Genomic DNA, 18268 nt, shown 5'->3' with positions numbered 1-18268 from the left:
TTCTGAATCCATATCATTTCATCATTAACAAAGCTATTCATTGAAACACTGATGATTTGGTTGCTTAGAATTTTACAAGACAGTTTATTAAGAAATACTGTTTATGAGGGAAGTGTTGTCAAGTTTATACTCTATATCATAGAAATTAATTAAACTCTTTAAGCCAACTTGGCAGCAATTTTATTATCAGTGCGTATATAAAATTCTTAGACAAAAAAAAGTCATACAACATTGAATGTTATATGACCTGTAAATCCAAATTTAAAAATTTTGGAGCGGGAAACGAGACTCGAACTCGCGACCCCAACCTTGGCAAGGTTGTAATAATCAATAAAAAACAGTTATTTATAAAACTGTGGTGTCGGAGTGGTGTCGAATAATTTTTTACACTAATTGTTGTATTTTTAATCAGGCTAAATACCATTTCAAAGATAGAAGTTTTTTAACATACTAACTTTAATTCAGCTTGAATTTCTTGTTTGAATCTTCTTGGGATAGTGTTCAAAATTTCTTTAATTTGAGCTTCTCTATAGGCTAACTCCTTTAGTTTCACGCTCAAAGCTTCAATTTTACGCTTAACTAAGAAGTTTCTGTCCCATACAAGCTTATAGCTTTTAGAGTTAACAGCTTCTTCAATCTTTAAAAGAAAACTCTCTCGATTGTAGATATACTTCATATGGTGAGTAAAAATTTTACCAGTCATTTCACACATTTCAGTAAATGAAATAACTACTTCAATAATGTCAGCATTTTTCTTAGTGGACATGCCCAGGTAGCAATCTTCAAAAATAGAATCTGCTAATTCAGATGGCTGAATTCCTTTGAACATATGGAGGTTGATTAGAGATTCTGTAATATCTTTAATAACTTGGTTCATATCATTTTCCTTACTTCATCAATGATGGAAGGAATTACCTTCAATGATTTAATCAGGGTTTGGTTATCCCTTTCTGCAATAGAGCGAAATTTATCATAAAGTTTGAAATTAATATACATCACCAAAGCCGCATCATTTGCAATGCCTGCCTTGATGGTTGGCGCGTGTTTAGAAAATGAGCTTGCTAATTCAGTCCCTTTGGGATCATAACCTTTGTCTACCAATAGGTTAGTAACCTCATCCTCAGCTTTTTTCTTAATTAGCTTTCTTAATTGTTCTCGAGCAGCAGTAGGTCTTTTTTGTAGTAGCTCAGGATCAATGTAGTCATCAGATATAGTTTTGCTTTCTTTATCTATAAGTTTTTGTTCTAGACTTTTTAGAATATCTTCATCTAGACCTTCAATAGCTGAAAGCTTTCTTAGCGTTTCTTGAACTTTATTATTTACTTCTTTTCTTTTATTTTCAAATAATTCATTGAAGTCTATGTCAGGTAAAAATGAATCTTGATCACTAATAAATGCAGCCTCAGAGCCTACCTCACCTAATGATTGAGCTTTACGCTGATAATCTTTGGTCAATTCCTTAAGGGAGTAATCTTTAATCCGATCATTCTTTGCTCGTTCCACTTCTTTTTGAAAATCTTGCCACAAATCATTTAGTCCAGTTTCTTCATGATAGATAACGGTAGCATTATTATCTATCTCAAAAGCACTAATTTCTTCTTCTGGTATTGCTCGTAAAACACGCCCAATAACTTGTGCAAATGCATTTAAACTTTTATAAGGTCTAAAAATCGACAATATTGTCAAGTACTTGTGATCATAACCTTCCATAAGCATATTTACAGAAACCACTACATCACATTCGTTGTTTTCTATAGATGTAAATTTTGTTTTTTGTGAGGCTTTGTCCATATTGCTATGAATTAGTACAGTTCTGAAGCCTAATTCTTTATACCATTTTTCTAAGTCTATGGCATGTTCAATACTGCAGCCAACAGCAAGTATTTTATGTGGAACTTCTGGTGATAATTCCCTTAATTCTTTCAGCTTTACAATACTCTGATTTATAACATCCATTGAGCAATCTTTAGATAAAGCCACACATTTTTGTATCCATTCAGAATCTTTAAAACGTAACACCTGTTCAACGGTGAGCTTTTCATCAGGAAATTCTGGAGTACTAAAATATAAATGATGAGCATTTACCGTTTCTTTTTTTAAATATTTAACGTATCGATCACGCATAACTTCTGATAGAGGGGTCTCGTGAATTCTTTCACCTGGAATGGCTTGACCATCTCCTCTAAAAGGAGTTCCTGTAACATGGAGTTTTTTTGCAGAACTGAAATAGGTAAGTATTTCCTCCCAACTATGCGCAGCAGAGTGATGAGATTCATCAATGATAACCATATCAAAAAAGTCAGGTGGAACTCTATTTTTTAAGCAATTTTCTGATTGGCTGATAACTTTTTGAATATTAGCGTAAATTATATTACTGCCATGGAGATGCTCATCAGAGATATCAGAAGTAAACTCACTGACTATGGGTAAATTATTTACTCCAAAAATGATATCGAAGTTAATCCAAAAGTTATCTCTTAATGATTCCTGAGTTTTGCTAATACTATCTTTTGTAACCAAACCAGGAGTAATAATTAATACACGTCCATTACAAACTCCAAATGGTGCTATAGATATAAGACCAGATTTGCCTGTACCAGTTGGCAATACTACTAATGCTTCACCTTTAGGATTTTCTTCAAAATAATCTTGGATTTTTAGATAGGCTTCTATTTGAGGTGATCTGAGTCTATTGTTACCTACAATATTGGCTGTAGTATCTTTAAAATAAGACATTGTCACCCCCGTGATATTTACGTCTAATTAGCCAAAAATAAATGAATTTATATTCGATCTTTTTCGTATTAAATAAGAAAATATGATGAGTTAAGTAAAATATATATCTTATGATTGAGTAATTGTAAACATCATTTCTACTAATGAGCAAAGGCGCTTAAAGCGCCTTGTTAACTCTTACGTCTCGATTGTCTTGCAGTTTTTTCTGCCGTCATATTTTCTAGTATAGGAACGACGTCTTTAGGATCGTAAAGATGTTTACCATCGCGGCCTTTGTTGAACGCTCTTAAACTATCAACTATGGTTTTTCTGGAAAAAGGGTAACGCTCTAAAACCCAAGCAACTGGCACGCGGTTAGGTAGTGCCTCGGCTTTCATTTCAATGACTTTGCCAATATTGGGAATCACCTCATTGATAAATACCTGAGGCGGTTTGTCTGCTTCAATGACAAATATATATTTTTCCATAACCTTACCCTTCAAAATTTCCCCAAATACTGCAATGTTCTCAAGAGTGACCACAGAGGGTCAGCAATATGGTCACTCATGCAGAACATCGCAGCTCAAGACGGTTTTATTTTCTCCAGCACGCTTCTTTAAATTTTGCGTCTTCGATGAGCTGGTATATTTCCGATGCATTTACATTGTCAAAATAGTGGTTCATTTTGCTACCGATCACCACAAGGGTGCGGTAGCGTGATGAATAACGAAAACTCATATATGGCCCTTAAACTTTTCATAAGACTGCTGGCTGGCAGCCTTCTGGTTGGTTAATAGGGAAACTGATACTTCTTTAATGAGTTCATTTCCCCGCAAGATCTGCTGTTTTGCCTGGAGAGCTGTAGGTGCCTCTACACGTCCACGTAAGTTGCCTTTGCCATGAAGCTTGGCCACATACCTGAAGATGTAGGTCTTTACGCACTCCAGCCCTCCAGATCCTTTTTTGCCTTGCAGGCCTTTACAATCTGCTGCTCAAAGTGCGTGCCCTTGAAGTACTGGTAAATTGGCTTCAACGCGGTTTCTTCTTTGGCAAACTGAATGTCTTTTAGGGCCGCCTGAAAATCCCGTGTCAATTGTGACTGTGGATTTTGCTGTAATGCAGGGTTCTGCTGCTGTGCATTTGCCTGCTGCTGAGCCGGCTTGTTTTGCTGGCGCGGCTGATTTTGCTGGCGTGACTGGTTTTGAGCCGGTGCTTTTTGCTGCTCTTGAAATGCATCGGTATCTGGATCTTGGGTATCATCGATCAGGAACAAACCATTTAGGGCATATTTGCGCGCATAAGAGCTTGAAGCCCCGAAGGTCTGCGCAACGTCCATGCCTTTTTTGTCGATATCGACTCCTGCATGGGCAGTAATCACGGTCTGTTTGCCATCTGCTTCGGTAAAGATAGCCTTGGCCGTGATCACGACCAGTGGGCCAACCTGCTGCACTTCATCGCTCACCACAAGGGTAGCGCCGTACTTGTGCAGTAGCGGCTTAACGGCTTCTAAAATATCTTCACAGCTACGGTAATGGAAATTACCAAATTTGTTGAATTTGCTTTTTGGCGCTTTAAGCTCAAGCTGAATCAGTTGCAAGGTACTTGAGGCATTTATAGCGGCCATGGCTTGTGTATTTACTGCGACGTTCATCATGTTATTCCTCAGGCGTTGTTGTACTGGTTATTGCGGTAGGCGATGCGCTGCTCTTTGCTGTAGCGCGGTGACTGCGATCTGGCGCGCCGCTTGATGGCACGCTGATAATTCACAACCTTTTTAATGTTTGGCTTAAACCAGTACAGTGTGAGTTCATCTTGGGTAATGGGGCGCGGCTGGCTCTCCGGTGTGTCTTTGACTAGTATGCTGTTCCAGTTAAACGCTGGTGCCTCTTTGCCACCTAAAAATTCGTTGTCAAAGTTTGGGGTGTAATCTAAAGAAACTTTGACCAGATAGATTTTTGGGCCCAAACGGACGTTAAAGTAGCCGTTGGTGTCCTGATATAAATACTGCTGAAACGGGGTGGTAAAACGTTTCTTGTTCATCACATGCTCCACAAACGGGGTTGTTTCGACGGATGTGGAAGCGCTTGCAAAATGATCTACACACTTATGGCTACCACCCTGTATAGATGGTGCCGAAACACCAGTATTTACAGGGCTTTCAGGTGTGTGTGCGCCATAACTTGTCGGGTATATTTTGCGCTGTGGTTGAACAGGAAATGTACGTTTCTGAGTGTTTAAAAATGCTTTATAGGTCATGATAATTCACCCCGCAACAGCGATGTAGCAAAGATGGATAATGGCCCAAAGTACAAATGAGAGCAGGGCAAAGAGGCAGAACTCTTTGGCAGTGGTGTAGATAGATTTCCAGCGTGATGGGCGTTGCTCACTGGCAGTGGGCTGCTGGTATAGGATAGAGGTGGTTTGACTCTGTATAGGTTTTTGCTTCATACTTATCTCGCTTAATTGCAAAGCACCCATGAGTTCGAAGGCAAGGGTGCTTTTTATTGTGTACGAGATAAAGGTAAGTTAACTTACTTGTAATGTCAAATAGTAATTTAACTTACTTTTTGACGGGCCAATTTTCAGGTACAAGTGCGTGTGGAGGTGCCCAAAATGGTTCAATCATACAATCTGTAAACCATTGTTCATTGAACAGTGCATGCTCTGTAACAATAATTTGAAAATTAGGTACTTCCTCATTTATAAAATTAATTAGGAACTTGAACAGGTTTTTAACAGCCTGTATATCATCTCTATTATAGTGTTTATTAATTTGTAAATCAGTTTTGGCTTCTAATCCTAATTGAGGAAAATATACTTGACTTGGTTGATCGAAAATTATGAAAGATGGAACTGGGCAACTATAATTTTGAAAATAATAATGAAATGCTAAAAGAGCAGAAATGTGTAAAGCCAGATGATTAGCACCACTACCTATTTTATTCATAGGTATAGATTTTCCAGAAGATCTGGTGGTAATTAAAGTTAAATTTTTTAAATCGAATCTGGTTGTAGAAGTACCATGTTCATAATTTAATAGTTTCAAATACTCGGTAATTTTTAAAGAAATCTGAAAAATAATTGAATCTAATTTCTCAGAAATACTATCATATTCTTCAAGGGCTGTTTTTAGATATGAAAGTTTGAGCTGTTTTTGAATCAATTCTTCTTGAAGGGTTTCAGAAGATTTAATATTTATATTTTCGATGAAACTTTTAATTTTTCCAATTAAAATATAATAGTTTGCAAGATCGAATGAATCATTTAAATATGTATTGTTGGCTTCATTGAGATCTGCAAGTTGATGATTTAGGTTGATGATATTTTTATCTATATCATTTACTCTCTTTGATAACTCATCAAAAGCTTTAACTTTATTATGATCATCGGAAATCTTATTGTAAGTTTTTAGTTTTTTACTAATACTTACCAAGTCTGATTTAACTAACTTAATAATTTCATTGAAACTTTGACTATCTGATAATTCTATATTTTTGAAAGCATTTATTGTAGATAGTCTAGATTCTAATAGTTTTTGATTTGTAAAATAGGTGTCTTTCTCTGAGAAAAATTTTTCTAGAAGAGATTGTTCAGTAATTAATTTACTTTTTTCCTTTCGGAGCTCAAGTATTTTTCTTTGGATACTAACGATTGCTTCAGAATAATCTTCTTGAAGATTAGCTTCATTAGTTTTTAGTTTTACTAAACTTAAGAGTTTTTCCGGTGATAATACATTTGAAATGTCTATTTTTAAATTTGATGCTTCATTTTTTAGATGATCAAATATCAAATAGCTGCCATCATTTTGTTCATTTTCAATTCTTTTTTGAATCAAATTTATATCTTTTGATAACTGTTTGATTTTTTCAAAGATTATTCTATATTCTAAAGATTCCGCTTTAACGATAATTGGGAAAGTATCTTTAATGGCTTGAGGTATAAAACTTTCTGATTGTCTGTAGAACAAACTATCTTTATTTGCTATTAAAGATTGAGGCTGAAATAAATAAAATTTAGTATGAGATAAGTTTATATTAAATGAAGTACGTGTTTGATTAGAATCAACATTCGTGAATTCATTTGGAATATTTAGTAAATTATTAAATAACAAGGTTAAAGTATCATCATTAGAGTTATTTTCTAACTCTTTGAAATCACAAGCAGTGAGATCTACACCTCTTTTTAACATTAACTGGCTACAGCTAGCTTTTCCATTTTCTGGTAGTTTCTTTGCAATCAATATATCTTGCTCGCCTAAAGCATAGATTACACTAACCCATGAGACCTTAGACGTGATAACCCCTTCTGCAATTAAACAATCTGATTTTCCTAAGCAATATTCAACAATATTGATAATTGAAGATTTTCCAGTAGAGCTTAATCCTGTAATAATATTTAGTCCATTAATTTTGAAGTTAATACTTCTAACCTCACCATTGTGACTATATATATGTATGGATTTAATTTTCATGGATTAATACCTAGCGTAATAAATATACCAGTTACATCATCTATTTTTGAAATAGAGTTAGAAATAGTATTAGAAGTTTGGAATTCATATTTGAGATTGGTTTTAAAGTAACTTTTATTTAGAAATTTATCATTCAATTCAATTGTGCCGTTTTGTACCGACAAAATTTTAGCTTCGGCAAGGAAAAGTAAGGCATTGTTAGTGATCTCAATTGAGTTAAAGTAGTTTAATGGGAATGATGAGTAAATATTTCTATTAGATTCAACTATATGGAAAAAATTTTTTCTACTATTATTTAGAAAACATGATGCATAGTCTTCATTAAGTATTAATGGGAGAATTATATGTATCAATGCTGGTGGGATAGATTTACCAGATTTTTTTTGATAATGATCAATGAAATTTGCAATAATCAGCGCACAATAAGATGGCGAAAATAAAGCTCTTGATTCACTTGGTTGTTTCTTAAAATCGGTCATTTTATACCTATCAAGGAAGTTTTGGTAGCCAATAGATTAAGTCGTCTTCTTTGTCAGCTAAGATATGAAAACTTCCTCTGGTTACATATTGTTCTGTAACTTTGGGTCTGATAAATATATTTGTGTTCTGAGCCCAACTAAATATTGCACGTCCAATTTTTAACAACTCAGGTTGTGTAATTTCTTGATCATCAAAATATTGATCATCTTTAAAGCGTTCCCATTCATCTATTAGTTTTTTTTCAAATTTTGATATTTCTTCAGATGTTACTAAATTGGATTTTAGCCATTCAACTCTTTGATTATACGCGCGGAAGAAGTCGAAAATAGAGCGTTGAAGTTGGGTATCTCTTATGCGTATATGTTTCATTTTTTGTACAAAAAGAAAATCATTGTCCAAATAACTCGTTATATCAACTTGATCTTGTGTCAATTCATCAAATGTTATAGGAAGATTATCTACAAAATATTGCTCACTTATTTGTTGAAGTTTGGCACTTATATCTCTAACAATTAAAGGATCTTTTAAACTGCCTGTCATTCTTTCAATTACTTTAGAAAACCACCATCCTTCTAATGCTTCGTATACATTATTTCTGTATTGTTGGTTCACAGTTCTAAAATAATCATCCATAATGTTACTGGGTATATCATTGATTCTTATTGATTTATCTATAATTGTAATCCTGTTGAATAATTCAATTTTTTTAGAATCTTCTAGTGCTTTAAATTTTTCTCTTATAGGAATTATAATTTTGTTAGTTGAAGTATCTAAAATTTGTTCAATTTGAGTTATATCCTCTAACTCAATGGTTGTCTTACTTCCATCTGTGATGATTTTTAAAAATGAACTATCAGATACCTCAGCTGTTGTACACAATAAGAAATTTATGGGAGTAGTGATAGTTTTTATTCTATCGATCCAGATATTGACTGATTTCCAGAAATCAACTGAAAGGTCTGTAAGAGTATCATTAATCTGTTTATGCTTTAATGATAGTAACTGTTTCCCATCCTTTGTATTAAGCTCTATATCATCTAATGCTTCAATATGAACTTCACTCTCCTCATTGATTTTAAATGACTTGAGAAGAGCTAATCTTATTTGGTAATCGTAACCAATACTTGATGCAGCAGCAGCATAAGGATTATTTTTCAAAATATTTTCCCCTCTGTGAATTATAATATGACAACTTTATAAATTATAATTAGACATCTCTATAAAGGCCTACAACTTTTCCGACCAATTTACATCCATCTTCTAACGCTATAGCTTTTTCCGACCATTCAGGATTTAGCGGCTGTAAATACATATTGTCAGTCTCTACAATTAGCTTCTTGAAAGTAGCAGCTTTACCACTTTCACTAGAAACAATGACTAGATCTCCAGTTTTTAAGTCACTTACTTGAAAATCTGGATTCACATATATCTTATCACCAGGGCGAAAGTCTGGAAGCATTGACTCACCTGATACTTCTAGTCCGTATCCATGTTTGCCACATTTCGGGTTTGGTGGCAACCATTTATCAAACTGTGTACCCGCAGGTACAGCCTCTACACTAGTCCAAGTACCAGCTTGAACCCATGAAATCACAGGAATTAACCGCCCTGAAATTTGAAAAGGCATGGATACATTTGAGTCAGACTTATCATTTTCCTCCCCATTTAATAAATATGCAGAAGATACGTTAAGTACTTGTGCTAGTGCCATTAAGCTATCATGTTTAGGAAGATTATCGCCTTTTTCCCAATAAATGACGGATGTTTTAGATACACCTATTGCATCAGCAATTTGTTGTTGCGTAATTTTTTTATTTTTTCTTAGTTCTTTCAGGCGAGTTCCTAAAGTTTCCATAAATTTTTGCCCATTTTCAATGTAAGGAATCTTACCATTTGACTAGGTAAGTTTTATGTTATTTAATAAAGGTAAGAAAAGTTACCTATTTGGGTGTAGTTAATGACAAAACAAGAAGCCTTAGAGCTTTTGAATTGCAATATTACAGACTTAGCTTTGAAGCTAGGAATTAGCTCTCAAGCAATCAGTCAATGGCCCGAAAATAAAATTCCACTTGTGCGTGAATATCAAATAAGAGATTTGGCCAAAGGCTTATTACCATTAAAAAGAAGTACATCAATAAATTAAGCCTCATCAAATTTAAAAACACGTTCAAAGGAACCTGCTATGAACATATTAGATGCTGCCTATCACACCGTTCATGACTTTCTCGGTGGTGCATCTGCACTTGCATCGCGTATGGGTATCAAAAGTCCCGCCGTGCTGAATAGTAAGGTCAACCCAAACACGCATACCCATCACATCACACTGCTTGAGGCAGTCAAGCTGATGGAGATTACAGGGGACTTTCGGATCTTGCAGGAAATGTGCGCCCGACTGGGCAAGGTGGCAATCGACCTACCAGATATCCCCGAGAGCAAACGCGATACCAGCCTGATGGACACCTTTTTATATCTGGCCATACACAAGGGCAATGTATCTAAAGCTTTTAGGGAAATGATGGCCGATGGCCGGATTACGCAGGGCGAGGCGCTGGATATGTCACGGGTCATTCATGAAATGCATGTGGCGCTGGCCAAACTCGACAAGCAGGTGCAGTCATGCATGAACAAATAAGGAAAAGCTTATGAGCTTAGACGCAAGTATTTGGGCGTGGAAGGCTCAAGTCAAAAATTCAAGCCAGCGACTCGTGTTACTCACACTGGCAGACCGTGCAGGGGAAACACACCGCTGCTATCCAAGTATCAAGCGCATGGAGAAAGACACCAAGCTTAACCGTAAAACCATCATCAAGGTACTGGATGAGCTTGAGGCATCTGGTTTTATCAAAGATACAGGAGAGATCAGTGGAAACGGAGTAAAGGTTTACCTGCTCACGGGTGTAACTGGTCGGGAAGATGATTCGGTAACCAGTACCAAAAATGGTACTAGTCCCAAAAACGGAACCAGTTCCAATTTAGGTACTGGTTCCAAAAACGGTACTAGTACCAAAAACGGGACACCTACCAGTCCCAAAAACGGTACCGCGACCAGTACCAATTTTGGGACACAGAACCTATCAAGGAACCAGTCAATAGAATCTAAAAATAAAAAAACATGGCTTTGCTTAAAAAAACTTCGTGAAGAAATTTCACAAGCCAATCCCGAGATACAACCCGATGAGCTGATACAAGCTAACTGGTTCGAACGCGAGCAAAATGCATTCGAGCGGTTTAATGCGCCAAAGAATCTCTGTGATGAACTGATGATCTATCACTTTGCCGACTGGTTGCTTAATGCACACGCCAAGTATCAAATACGTGAGCAAACCACAAATTACGACAAGCAGGTTAGACGCCAGCAGAGTGTAGCTAACCAGCTCACCGACAAACAAATCACGGCTTTTTCCCAAAAATTGGCTCACCATCCCGAGTTTGCAGGGTTCTTTGCCCATGCTGGCGAAAGCTACGAACAACTGGCGGCACGAATTGCCATGAAGCTCTCAGATCCAGCACAGGCCAAACAATGGGAGCGGTATCTCAAGCAGGTCGGGTTTAAGGGCTCGTTGCAGGGGGCGGCATGACATCCATGAGCCTTGCTGAATACCGTGAATTATTTCCAGTGAAAAGAACAAAACGCCGTTCATCAAAGCAAGGTACCAGACAGCCAAGTGAAGGCGAGAATGTACTGGCAACACACCTGAGAGCATGCAGAATCAGCTTTGAGCAGGAATATAGATTCCATACAAAACGAAAGTGGCGGGCAGATTTTTGGATTACAGGTACAAAAATTTTGGTAGAAGTTGAGGGCGGGATCTGGAGCGGCGGACGCCATACACGAGGCAAAGGTTATATCGGGGATATGGAAAAATACAACGCAGCGGCAATGATGGGTTTTACAGTTTTACGGTTCAGTACAGCACAAGTTAAATCAGGTTTAGCGGTACAGCAGATAGAAAAAATGATTGGGGGATTCAATGACATTAATGATCGATAAGAAGCATATTATGCAAACGGTGGACTGGTCCCGATTTGATCTGGAAGGCTGGCTGTACCAGTTTGGCGCATGGCTGGATCAGAAAAGTTTTACCGGCGTTCCCAGTGGCGTATACAGTAATCCGATAGCATCGGCCATGATACAGGCAGAAAAGCAGCGGCGTTTAAAACGGCTGGGTAAGAAAAAACAACGTGAGATCATTGCCAGTTACTTTGCAAGTGAGAGCGAACCGTACCGAAAGCATAAGTCCAGAATCAAGTGCATGATCGATGACAATGAAGCACGTGCGGTACAGCGCCTGATTCTAGATCTGACTGGCCAGAGTGAAATTATGGACGACTGGATGGACGCTTTGGTTGACCGTTACTTTCGCGGGCAATCGTGGTCAGAAATGGCAAACGATGAACGTACCCAGAACGATGCCAGACAGGACGTAAAGTGCGGTCTGGCAGTGTTGCATTGTAAGTATGGGTTTATTGGGTATATGGTTAATCTCTAAAAGATTAATCATATATCTCTGGTAAATTTTGTATTGATATACTTACAATACTTTCATCGGATGGAATTTTGAAATAAGCAAAATAAGGAATACTTTTTTCTTTAACAAATTGAATGCTGTTTAATTTATCTGAGAAATCATTAGGCTGATCACTATAGATTTTTTTATTATGGTGATCTGTTGATGTTGTTAATTTTACATCGTATTTATATGGTATGGGTTCTTTTCTAGAGTGCATGTTTATTTGAATAATAATTTCTTGAGTTTTTTTACTCTTTTTTGAACTTAAGATAAAAGCAGTTGTATTGTATTTGCTACTGAAACTTGGTATTTCCTCAAGTATATATGTTTTCTTTTCATCTTCTTTTAATGCTATAAAATTACTAAATATTTTATTTGCATAAATACATTTATCTTTTCCACAAGCTAGCTGATACATTTTTTCTTTATCTTTTAATATATAAACACTGCTATTTAAGACTCTAGACAGTGAGGCTTCTTGTCCCTGAACTGAGAAGTCTGACAATCTAAGAAAAAAAAGCATAAGTGAGATTAATAGAGTTATCATTAATAGATATGAAATTAAAAGGTCGTTATGAAAACCATGAAATAAACCAACTTTCTTTTTTCTTCTCGAATCGAGTATATATTTTCGTAATACTCTATTTTTGGTGCCTTTGAAGTTGTTTTTATTAAAATCTGAAGGATTATTTAAGAATTCACAAAACAATAAATAGGATATTTCATACTCTTTTTTATTAACTTTAAGTCTTGCTATAAAATAAATTATGCATACAGCTAAAATTATGTATTGAGGAATACCTAGATTTATCAGGAATCCTTCATAAACATAATCTGTGAAATCGAAACCAATATTTGTGGTTTCATTACCTGTTTTATAGATTGCTCCATCGATAAATATTCTGCCACTTAAGTAAAGATATCCTAAATATATTGTAGTGATAAAGGCTAAATCAATTTTTATATCAGTATGTTTCATCATGTTTATAAAGTAAATATTTTAAGGGTTGTTAAATGTCTCGTTTAAAGCCTGCTGAACTGCATCAATTCTGGCTTTGCAGGCTTTATACGCCGTCATTGATTCCTCGACAATCTTCATCAGGTTATCAATGTCCGGCTCTTCCTGAGACTCCAGCAGCTCGGCATTTTTCTTCAAAATGTCGTAGCCATCCTTGAATGAAAGCTCTTTTTTAGTCATGTGGAATTACCTTTTTGACGTCTGCATGAATAAATCCATCCTGAAGCTCAACCTCAATGGATGAATCAGTGATCTCTTGAATAGAACGAATAGCAAGATTGTTGCTGCGGACAATGGCATAACCTTTACCCAGTACATGTTTGGGGTTTTGAATCAGTGTTTCCCTGATCAGGCTCTCGACATGCGAAGATGCCAGTTTAAGCTGGTACTGGGCAAAGTAGCGTGTACTTTCCATTAGAGTATCAATATTTTTATGAGCTTCACTGATCCGGCTGGTGGCCAGCGTTTTAATCATGTTCATGTACTGATCATTCTGACTCTGATAAGCACTGATCTGATTTTGAGAAAGTAACTTGATCGTCTGCAGATGATCCATAACTTCACGTGCACGTTCCTGAATCAGATTGCGAATACCACCGATTACCTTGCTGGGTGTATCGAAAGAGCGGTGTGCAATCTCGTCCAGAATGGTCCGGTCTTTCTCATGGCCAATACCAACCCATACTGGTACTGAGCGCTTGCAGAGCAGGGCGGCCAGATCATAGTCATTCAGATAGGCCAGATCATTTACTGCACCACCGCCACGTATGATCACAATCAGATCTGGCGGATCCTTATAATCACTTGCCCATTGCCTTAAACCAGAACTTAAAGAACTTATAACACTCTCAGGTGCGGTATTACCCTGAAAGGTAGCACTGTGGTAAACAAAATGGCATACACCGGCCTGATCCAGTACATCGGCATCTTTCTTGAAGTCACCCAGACCTGCCGCATTGAGTGGAGCAATAACCAGAACGTTTTTAATATCGAAAGGTGCAGGCAAAGATCTGTTTTTATGAAGAAGGCCTTCTTTGTTTAAGCGTTCAACAATTTGCTGATAACGTTTGGCAATATCGCCCAGTGTATAACTTGAATCGATATCCTCGACATTTACTGAAAAGCCATACTGTGGATCAAAACGTGCCTTAATACGGATCAGTACGTTGAGATCTTTAGAAAGCTCAATACCGCTTTCCCGTTCAAACTTCAAAACAACTTTGGCGGCAGTAAACTTCCAGATTGTTGCCTTACAGCTTGCAATGATCTTATCTGTATCTTCTTCTTTTTCGGCAAGCTCAAGATAGTAGTGGCCGCCCTTAATAGTCAGGTTACGTATCTCGGCCTTTACCCATACAGGCTCATCGAAAGTCATTTGTATGACTTCCCTTACTGAGGCAAGATACTCGTTAAGTGATAAAGGGTGATCTGACATTAATCGTTATAGTGATTGACTGAAAAAGCAGTATAAAACCTAAGGGTGAAAGAATAAACAGCAGCCAGTTTCTGTATTAACTTTTCAAAGCATCAATCACAGGCTTTAAGTATTCAATTTTTTCAAAAAAACTTTAAATGTTGAATCAGGAAAGGATTGACCCTGCGCAGGGCATGTGCTATTTTTATCTTATAGTGGCCAAAGTACATTTAAATGGCCAGAACTGAAGCCCGCATATGCGGGCTTTGTTGTTATTTGGTGGCTTAATTTTTTATATTGGCTTTAATAACAGTTAAAGATTGTCTCCTGTGCTATAAGTCGATTCCGTTATCTATTTTAAATAATCAAATGAGACTAAATGGATGATGAAGATGGTTACGAGTGGTGTGAGTTAATATTTGCTGTAGCATTAGAGCAATTTAAACCGTCTGAATATGAAATCGATAACAAACTTAGATTTTTTGACTTGGTTCTAAAGTTATTTGTTGAGATGCGCAAAGAACAGGCAATTATTGAAGTTAAAACGGTTTTTATTAAGTTCAAGTTTAGATCCAAAAGTTATACGTTCTGGGTTTTTGAAATTCCGGATTATGAAGATCGAGAGCTGTACTTGGAATATTTGAAAAGTCAGTTAACCAAGCTAATAGATTGAAGATAGGCTCATCCAACCGATGGGATTTTTGCGTTTCTGTGATATAAATTTATCTCCAACAATAAGAGGATAAAAAATGTTTAACACAGAGACATTAAAATTAATTAGCTCTTCAAACGGTGAAGAAAAAGAATTAAACCAATGTACTGTCCAGCCCGGGAATGTATTTAGCAAAGATATTAAGGCTGTGGTTAATGTGGGTGATGTTCTTGTTAGGCTGCTTCCAAGCGGTCAAGAGGAAAAATATCAAATTCTTGATGTTGCGGCCTTTACAAATGTATTGCCACATTATGAGTTAAAAGTAAAAAAACTCTAATCTTCAAATAGATCTCCTTCGGGAGGTCTTCTTTTATGCCTTGCCACTGGTGGAGCTTTTTTTATGCCAAGAGAAAGGTCGTGCTCCAATTCTTGTTCTGTTTATTCGGCCTGCATGGTGTGACTGAGATAAGCGACGACAAGAAAGAATGTCGGGATTGTTTGAAAGAGATTGATTAAGATGGTTTCATTTTTTATCATGCTTTAGGTAATTAATTTTAGAACTTAATAAGAATGAAAAATGCATTTAATGAAGTGAGCAAATTAGCTGAGAAAGTTTTAGACCAAAACATAAAAGGTGAACATCTTGAGGTGCTGGGTTTGGTGGTTCCATCAAGTTTAGAAGAAGTAGGGTTATATGGACTTGCGGCTTCCTTTGCTCAAGGTGCGAAAATTATAAATGATCATCTATTTACCAAAGCCTTTGAAACATTTTCTGATGAATTGAAATGTTTGACACCTGATCAGAAAATGAAATTTTATAATAAGCATTCAAAGAAAAATATTCAGGAATTTGGCGAACAAGCGATTCTGGTATTAAATAAGATCGAAATGCCTTTGGCTGCAAAAATGATTGGACGAGCACACTATTTATTAGTGTTGGGTGAGATAGATGAAACAACATATTTTAATTATTGTCATGTTTCAAAAAACTTAAATTGTTATCTTTTTGAAAATCTACGAGCAGTATATGAAAGCCTAGATGAAAAAATTTTTAAAGGTGGAGTTTTTTCTTTAATGGAGGGGCTGGGCTTAATGTTTGAGATTCATGAAGGTACATTTGCAAGTGCTGAAGCAGATGAAAATAATCCACAAGCAAAAGTTACCAGATATATGCGAACAGAGTTTGGATCAGGTTTTTATAAAAATATTATAGAGCCTTTTATTTAGATTAGCCGACTCTATTACGGCTCATGAAACCCCGCTAAATATCGATTATTGGCGGGGTTTTTACTTTTAAATATGTACTTGAAAGATCAAAATTATTCCCAATATACTAAGTTTACTCTTATTACTTTAGGGAAAATAAATGAGCGAAGATCGTATACCAAAATACAAGATTGGCGATAAAGTAAAACTTAACGTAGGTGGGCCTGATATGGCTGTCAAATCTATTTCCACGAATCGTGATGACATTTTTACTGGTCAATATCGTTGCCAATGGTTTGCTGGAAAAAAGTTGGATAGTGGAGATTTTCCAGAAGCTAGTCTAATTCAGATAGAAGAACCATAAAAAATGAAGCTTGATGATGTGATTGAGTGGATGCTTGTAAAGTTAGGAAAAGATCACTGCCTTTACCAAGATGATGTGGTTGATTACCTGGTTAAGAAAAACCAAATTGATTTTTTGAAAGAAAATGTAGATGGAAATTTGGTAATCGGTTCTAAAGTTTTAACTGCATTTAAGAAAGCAACACTTGAAAATGTAGTCTGGGTTAAATCTGATCGTTACTGGCGTTATAGAGTTCTTGAAGATGAGCCTGGTCGAGAGGCTAGAGGTTAAAAATAAAGCTGCCAAATTGGTGGCTTTTTTATGGGTTATATTATGGATCTTGATAAATATAAACAACTCACCCAAAAAACCGAAATTAAAAGAAAACCAAGAACCAGATCGCTGCCTAAGGCTAAAATTAGCTACGAAGAAGCCGAAGAAGACTTTGAAAAAGCCTTGAACATACTCGGCATCAAGTACGAGAAAAAATTTCAGTTTTTGTCTACAAAGCATTGGCGTTTTGATTTTCATCTGATTGAGCACAAGATTCTAGTCGAGATATCTGGCGGGCCTTGGTCTGGTGGACGCGGTGGCAAGCTTGCAACAAAAGCTTGGAGCATGGAGCGTTACGATCGCGCTTATGAATTGGGTTATTCAGTTGTTCGTATCGAGTCGGCTAATAGATACAAGATTGATGATTCTGGACCATTACAGATCGAATCAAACTTCGCCGTTTCATGGCTTAAAAGGTTAAAGGGGCAAACATTCAATGGACCAATACAGACCATTTCCCCAGACTGACTTTATCGACCAAGCGGAAGAAGAGGAAGCCATTCGCATCATTGCGGCGCCAGAATTAAAAGATTGGGTGATTGAGAATTTCTTAACGCTGGGCGGTGAACTGCATAATCCGGATCATGACCACATTGCTGAATTGCTTCACGATGACGAGACTTTTCTAGCCTTTGCATGGGCATCATCTGCATTTACACGGGCTAAGCGCATGGTGTTGGGCCAATGTGAGAAAGTCATGTTCAACCAAGGCGGATGGAAAAAGGCACGGCAAGAACAACAGATGCGCGACTGGTTCGGCTTTGTACCTGTTTATCTCATAACGATTGATGCTGGCTTTTGCGAGCAAGCGAGTGATCGAGAGTTTTGTGCTCTGATTGAACATGAGCTCTATCATATTGGTGTTGAGCGTGATGGAGACGGAGAGATTGTCTATAGCGACCATACAGGCTTACCTAAACATTATTTGGCTGGTCACGATGTTGAGGAGTTTGTGGGCGTAGTTAAACGCTGGGGCGCAAGTGATGACATTAAACGTCTGGTCGAAGTTGCGAAGCAGGCGCCGTTTGTTTCAGAAAAGAATATAGCTGCGTGCTGTGGGACGTGTTTAATTAAGTAGAGCCTTCGGGCTCTTTTTTTTTGACTATTTAGGTTGACGTAGGTTGA

General features: G+C 36.9%; 26 protein-coding genes. 12 read left to right on the top strand and 14 right to left on the bottom strand.

Annotated elements, in window-relative coordinates; translation table 11 throughout:
* Nucleotides 1-442 precede the first annotated feature (442 nt).
* The 11 genes from Aso01_RS12650 to Aso01_RS12605 form a co-directional block, all read right to left on the bottom strand.
* Entirely contained in the window at nt 443-877 is a 435-nt protein-coding gene (locus tag Aso01_RS12650) for a hypothetical protein (protein ID WP_004938286.1), read from the bottom strand.
* The gene (locus Aso01_RS12645) at nt 874-2736 is read right to left on the bottom strand and encodes a DEAD/DEAH box helicase (RefSeq protein ID WP_004938283.1); all 1863 of its coding nucleotides are present in this window, start codon (nt 2734-2736) and stop codon (nt 874-876) included. The genes Aso01_RS12650 and Aso01_RS12645 overlap by 4 nt, the downstream gene beginning before the upstream one ends.
* Before the next feature lie 170 nt (nt 2737-2906).
* The gene (locus Aso01_RS12640; protein WP_004938280.1) at nt 2907-3203 is read right to left on the bottom strand and encodes a hypothetical protein; all 297 of its coding nucleotides are present in this window, start codon (nt 3201-3203) and stop codon (nt 2907-2909) included.
* A 106-nt stretch (nt 3204-3309) separates the two neighbouring features.
* Nucleotides 3310-3453 (bottom strand): hypothetical protein, encoded by a 144-nt coding sequence (locus Aso01_RS15890; RefSeq protein WP_169740420.1) that lies wholly within the window; start codon nt 3451-3453, stop codon nt 3310-3312.
* Nucleotides 3454-3649: 196 nt separating this feature from the next.
* The gene (locus Aso01_RS12635) at nt 3650-4366 is read right to left on the bottom strand and encodes an ERF family protein (RefSeq protein WP_039909962.1); all 717 of its coding nucleotides are present in this window, start codon (nt 4364-4366) and stop codon (nt 3650-3652) included.
* 11 nt (nt 4367-4377) lie between these two features.
* The gene (locus tag Aso01_RS16050; RefSeq protein ID WP_004938275.1) at nt 4378-4971 is read right to left on the bottom strand and encodes a hypothetical protein; all 594 of its coding nucleotides are present in this window, start codon (nt 4969-4971) and stop codon (nt 4378-4380) included.
* Nucleotides 4972-4977: 6 nt separating this feature from the next.
* Nucleotides 4978-5163: a hypothetical protein gene (locus tag Aso01_RS12625; RefSeq protein ID WP_081401052.1), complete on the bottom strand. Its 186-nt coding sequence runs from the start codon at nt 5161-5163 to the stop codon at nt 4978-4980.
* A 112-nt stretch (nt 5164-5275) separates the two neighbouring features.
* The gene (locus Aso01_RS12620; RefSeq protein ID WP_004938272.1) at nt 5276-7186 is read right to left on the bottom strand and encodes a DUF3732 domain-containing protein; all 1911 of its coding nucleotides are present in this window, start codon (nt 7184-7186) and stop codon (nt 5276-5278) included.
* Complete coding sequence (locus Aso01_RS12615) at nt 7183-7665, bottom strand: three component ABC system middle component (protein ID WP_004938269.1); 483 nt, start codon at nt 7663-7665, stop codon at nt 7183-7185. Before Aso01_RS12615 ends, Aso01_RS12620 begins: the two co-directional genes overlap by 4 nt.
* Before the next feature lie 10 nt (nt 7666-7675).
* On the bottom strand, nt 7676-8824 hold the full coding sequence (locus tag Aso01_RS12610; RefSeq protein ID WP_004938264.1) for an ABC-three component system protein: 1149 nt from the start codon (nt 8822-8824) through the stop codon (nt 7676-7678).
* 49 nt (nt 8825-8873) lie between these two features.
* Nucleotides 8874-9521, bottom strand: a complete 648-nt coding sequence (locus Aso01_RS12605; protein ID WP_004938262.1) for a LexA family protein — start codon at nt 9519-9521, stop codon at nt 8874-8876.
* A 102-nt stretch (nt 9522-9623) separates the two neighbouring features.
* Between Aso01_RS12605 and Aso01_RS12600 the strand changes: the two genes are divergently transcribed.
* The 5 genes from Aso01_RS12600 to Aso01_RS12580 are packed head-to-tail and all read left to right on the top strand — an operon-like array spanning nt 9624 to nt 12156.
* Complete coding sequence (locus Aso01_RS12600) at nt 9624-9809, top strand: Cro/CI family transcriptional regulator (RefSeq protein ID WP_039909959.1); 186 nt, start codon at nt 9624-9626, stop codon at nt 9807-9809.
* Nucleotides 9810-9848: 39 nt separating this feature from the next.
* Complete coding sequence (locus Aso01_RS12595) at nt 9849-10298, top strand: phage regulatory CII family protein (RefSeq protein ID WP_004938261.1); 450 nt, start codon at nt 9849-9851, stop codon at nt 10296-10298.
* Between the two features lie 10 nt (nt 10299-10308).
* The gene (locus tag Aso01_RS12590) at nt 10309-11244 is read left to right on the top strand and encodes a helix-turn-helix domain-containing protein (protein ID WP_004938258.1); all 936 of its coding nucleotides are present in this window, start codon (nt 10309-10311) and stop codon (nt 11242-11244) included.
* Complete coding sequence (locus Aso01_RS12585) at nt 11241-11657, top strand: DUF559 domain-containing protein (protein ID WP_004938254.1); 417 nt, start codon at nt 11241-11243, stop codon at nt 11655-11657. The genes Aso01_RS12590 and Aso01_RS12585 overlap by 4 nt, the downstream gene beginning before the upstream one ends.
* The gene (locus Aso01_RS12580) at nt 11638-12156 is read left to right on the top strand and encodes a hypothetical protein (RefSeq protein WP_039909957.1); all 519 of its coding nucleotides are present in this window, start codon (nt 11638-11640) and stop codon (nt 12154-12156) included. Before Aso01_RS12585 ends, Aso01_RS12580 begins: the two co-directional genes overlap by 20 nt.
* 4 nt (nt 12157-12160) lie before the next feature.
* Here the strand turns inward: Aso01_RS12580 and Aso01_RS12575 are convergent, their stop codons facing one another.
* From Aso01_RS12575 to xseA, 3 genes are read right to left on the bottom strand one after another with little or no spacing between them, the layout of a single operon-like run.
* On the bottom strand, nt 12161-13159 hold the full coding sequence (locus Aso01_RS12575; protein ID WP_004938250.1) for a hypothetical protein: 999 nt from the start codon (nt 13157-13159) through the stop codon (nt 12161-12163).
* 18 nt (nt 13160-13177) lie between these two features.
* Entirely contained in the window at nt 13178-13375 is a 198-nt protein-coding gene (gene xseB / locus Aso01_RS12570; protein WP_004938247.1) for an exodeoxyribonuclease VII small subunit, read from the bottom strand.
* Nucleotides 13368-14630: an exodeoxyribonuclease VII large subunit gene (gene xseA, locus Aso01_RS12565; RefSeq protein ID WP_039909956.1), complete on the bottom strand. Its 1263-nt coding sequence runs from the start codon at nt 14628-14630 to the stop codon at nt 13368-13370. The genes xseB and xseA overlap by 8 nt, the downstream gene beginning before the upstream one ends.
* Before the next feature lie 358 nt (nt 14631-14988).
* Here xseA and Aso01_RS12560 point away from each other — a divergent pair, with 358 nt between their 5' ends.
* The 7 genes from Aso01_RS12560 to Aso01_RS12530 all read left to right on the top strand — a co-directional run bounded on the left by Aso01_RS12560 (nt 14989) and on the right by Aso01_RS12530 (nt 18221).
* Nucleotides 14989-15282, top strand: a complete 294-nt coding sequence (locus Aso01_RS12560) for a hypothetical protein (RefSeq protein ID WP_004938242.1) — start codon at nt 14989-14991, stop codon at nt 15280-15282.
* 76 nt (nt 15283-15358) lie between these two features.
* Nucleotides 15359-15598, top strand: a complete 240-nt coding sequence (locus tag Aso01_RS12555; RefSeq protein ID WP_004938239.1) for a hypothetical protein — start codon at nt 15359-15361, stop codon at nt 15596-15598.
* A gap of 233 nt (nt 15599-15831) precedes the next feature.
* On the top strand, nt 15832-16488 hold the full coding sequence (locus Aso01_RS12550) for a hypothetical protein (protein ID WP_004938236.1): 657 nt from the start codon (nt 15832-15834) through the stop codon (nt 16486-16488).
* 139 nt (nt 16489-16627) lie between these two features.
* A complete protein-coding gene (locus tag Aso01_RS12545) occupies nt 16628-16831 on the top strand; it encodes a YodC family protein (protein WP_004938232.1) in 204 nt (67 codons plus the stop codon).
* Nucleotides 16832-16834: 3 nt separating this feature from the next.
* Nucleotides 16835-17101, top strand: a complete 267-nt coding sequence (locus Aso01_RS12540; protein WP_004938229.1) for a DUF6953 family protein — start codon at nt 16835-16837, stop codon at nt 17099-17101.
* 42 nt (nt 17102-17143) lie between these two features.
* Entirely contained in the window at nt 17144-17611 is a 468-nt protein-coding gene (locus Aso01_RS12535) for a hypothetical protein (RefSeq protein WP_039910072.1), read from the top strand.
* A complete protein-coding gene (locus Aso01_RS12530; protein ID WP_004938225.1) occupies nt 17580-18221 on the top strand; it encodes a putative metallopeptidase in 642 nt (213 codons plus the stop codon). The genes Aso01_RS12535 and Aso01_RS12530 overlap by 32 nt, the downstream gene beginning before the upstream one ends.
* Nucleotides 18222-18268 lie beyond the last annotated feature (47 nt).

This window comes from Acinetobacter soli, assembly GCF_000760595.1.
Classification (GTDB): domain Bacteria; phylum Pseudomonadota; class Gammaproteobacteria; order Pseudomonadales; family Moraxellaceae; genus Acinetobacter; species Acinetobacter soli.
The sequence above is the reverse complement of the archived record's forward strand: the minus strand, read 5'-3'. Positions and strand labels throughout refer to the sequence as shown.

Excerpts from the sequence above, each read along its gene's own strand:
- Aso01_RS12545 (WP_004938232.1), top strand. The coding sequence starts at position 16,628 with ATGAGCGAAGATCGTATACCAAAATACAAGATTGGCGATAAAGTAAAA.
- Aso01_RS12620 (WP_004938272.1), bottom strand. The coding sequence starts at position 7,186 with ATGAAAATTAAATCCATACATATATATAGTCACAATGGTGAGGTTAGA.
- Aso01_RS12600 (WP_039909959.1), top strand. The coding sequence starts at position 9,624 with ATGACAAAACAAGAAGCCTTAGAGCTTTTGAATTGCAATATTACAGAC.
- Aso01_RS12590 (WP_004938258.1), top strand. The coding sequence starts at position 10,309 with ATGAGCTTAGACGCAAGTATTTGGGCGTGGAAGGCTCAAGTCAAAAAT.
- Aso01_RS12625 (WP_081401052.1), bottom strand. The coding sequence starts at position 5,163 with ATGAAGCAAAAACCTATACAGAGTCAAACCACCTCTATCCTATACCAG.
- Aso01_RS15890 (WP_169740420.1), bottom strand. The coding sequence starts at position 3,453 with ATGAGTTTTCGTTATTCATCACGCTACCGCACCCTTGTGGTGATCGGT.
- Aso01_RS12640 (WP_004938280.1), bottom strand. The coding sequence starts at position 3,203 with ATGGAAAAATATATATTTGTCATTGAAGCAGACAAACCGCCTCAGGTA.
- xseA (WP_039909956.1), bottom strand. The coding sequence starts at position 14,630 with ATGTCAGATCACCCTTTATCACTTAACGAGTATCTTGCCTCAGTAAGG.
- Aso01_RS12575 (WP_004938250.1), bottom strand. The coding sequence starts at position 13,159 with ATGATGAAACATACTGATATAAAAATTGATTTAGCCTTTATCACTACA.
- Aso01_RS12585 (WP_004938254.1), top strand. The coding sequence starts at position 11,241 with ATGACATCCATGAGCCTTGCTGAATACCGTGAATTATTTCCAGTGAAA.
- Aso01_RS12580 (WP_039909957.1), top strand. The coding sequence starts at position 11,638 with ATGACATTAATGATCGATAAGAAGCATATTATGCAAACGGTGGACTGG.
- Aso01_RS12635 (WP_039909962.1), bottom strand. The coding sequence starts at position 4,366 with ATGAACGTCGCAGTAAATACACAAGCCATGGCCGCTATAAATGCCTCA.
- Aso01_RS12535 (WP_039910072.1), top strand. The coding sequence starts at position 17,144 with ATGGATCTTGATAAATATAAACAACTCACCCAAAAAACCGAAATTAAA.
- Aso01_RS12560 (WP_004938242.1), top strand. The coding sequence starts at position 14,989 with ATGGATGATGAAGATGGTTACGAGTGGTGTGAGTTAATATTTGCTGTA.
- Aso01_RS12550 (WP_004938236.1), top strand. The coding sequence starts at position 15,832 with ATGAAAAATGCATTTAATGAAGTGAGCAAATTAGCTGAGAAAGTTTTA.
- Aso01_RS12540 (WP_004938229.1), top strand. The coding sequence starts at position 16,835 with ATGAAGCTTGATGATGTGATTGAGTGGATGCTTGTAAAGTTAGGAAAA.
- Aso01_RS12530 (WP_004938225.1), top strand. The coding sequence starts at position 17,580 with ATGGACCAATACAGACCATTTCCCCAGACTGACTTTATCGACCAAGCG.
- Aso01_RS12555 (WP_004938239.1), top strand. The coding sequence starts at position 15,359 with ATGTTTAACACAGAGACATTAAAATTAATTAGCTCTTCAAACGGTGAA.
- Aso01_RS12615 (WP_004938269.1), bottom strand. The coding sequence starts at position 7,665 with ATGACCGATTTTAAGAAACAACCAAGTGAATCAAGAGCTTTATTTTCG.
- Aso01_RS12595 (WP_004938261.1), top strand. The coding sequence starts at position 9,849 with ATGAACATATTAGATGCTGCCTATCACACCGTTCATGACTTTCTCGGT.
- Aso01_RS12605 (WP_004938262.1), bottom strand. The coding sequence starts at position 9,521 with ATGGAAACTTTAGGAACTCGCCTGAAAGAACTAAGAAAAAATAAAAAA.
- Aso01_RS16050 (WP_004938275.1), bottom strand. The coding sequence starts at position 4,971 with ATGACCTATAAAGCATTTTTAAACACTCAGAAACGTACATTTCCTGTT.
- Aso01_RS12650 (WP_004938286.1), bottom strand. The coding sequence starts at position 877 with ATGAACCAAGTTATTAAAGATATTACAGAATCTCTAATCAACCTCCAT.
- Aso01_RS12645 (WP_004938283.1), bottom strand. The coding sequence starts at position 2,736 with ATGTCTTATTTTAAAGATACTACAGCCAATATTGTAGGTAACAATAGA.
- xseB (WP_004938247.1), bottom strand. The coding sequence starts at position 13,375 with ATGACTAAAAAAGAGCTTTCATTCAAGGATGGCTACGACATTTTGAAG.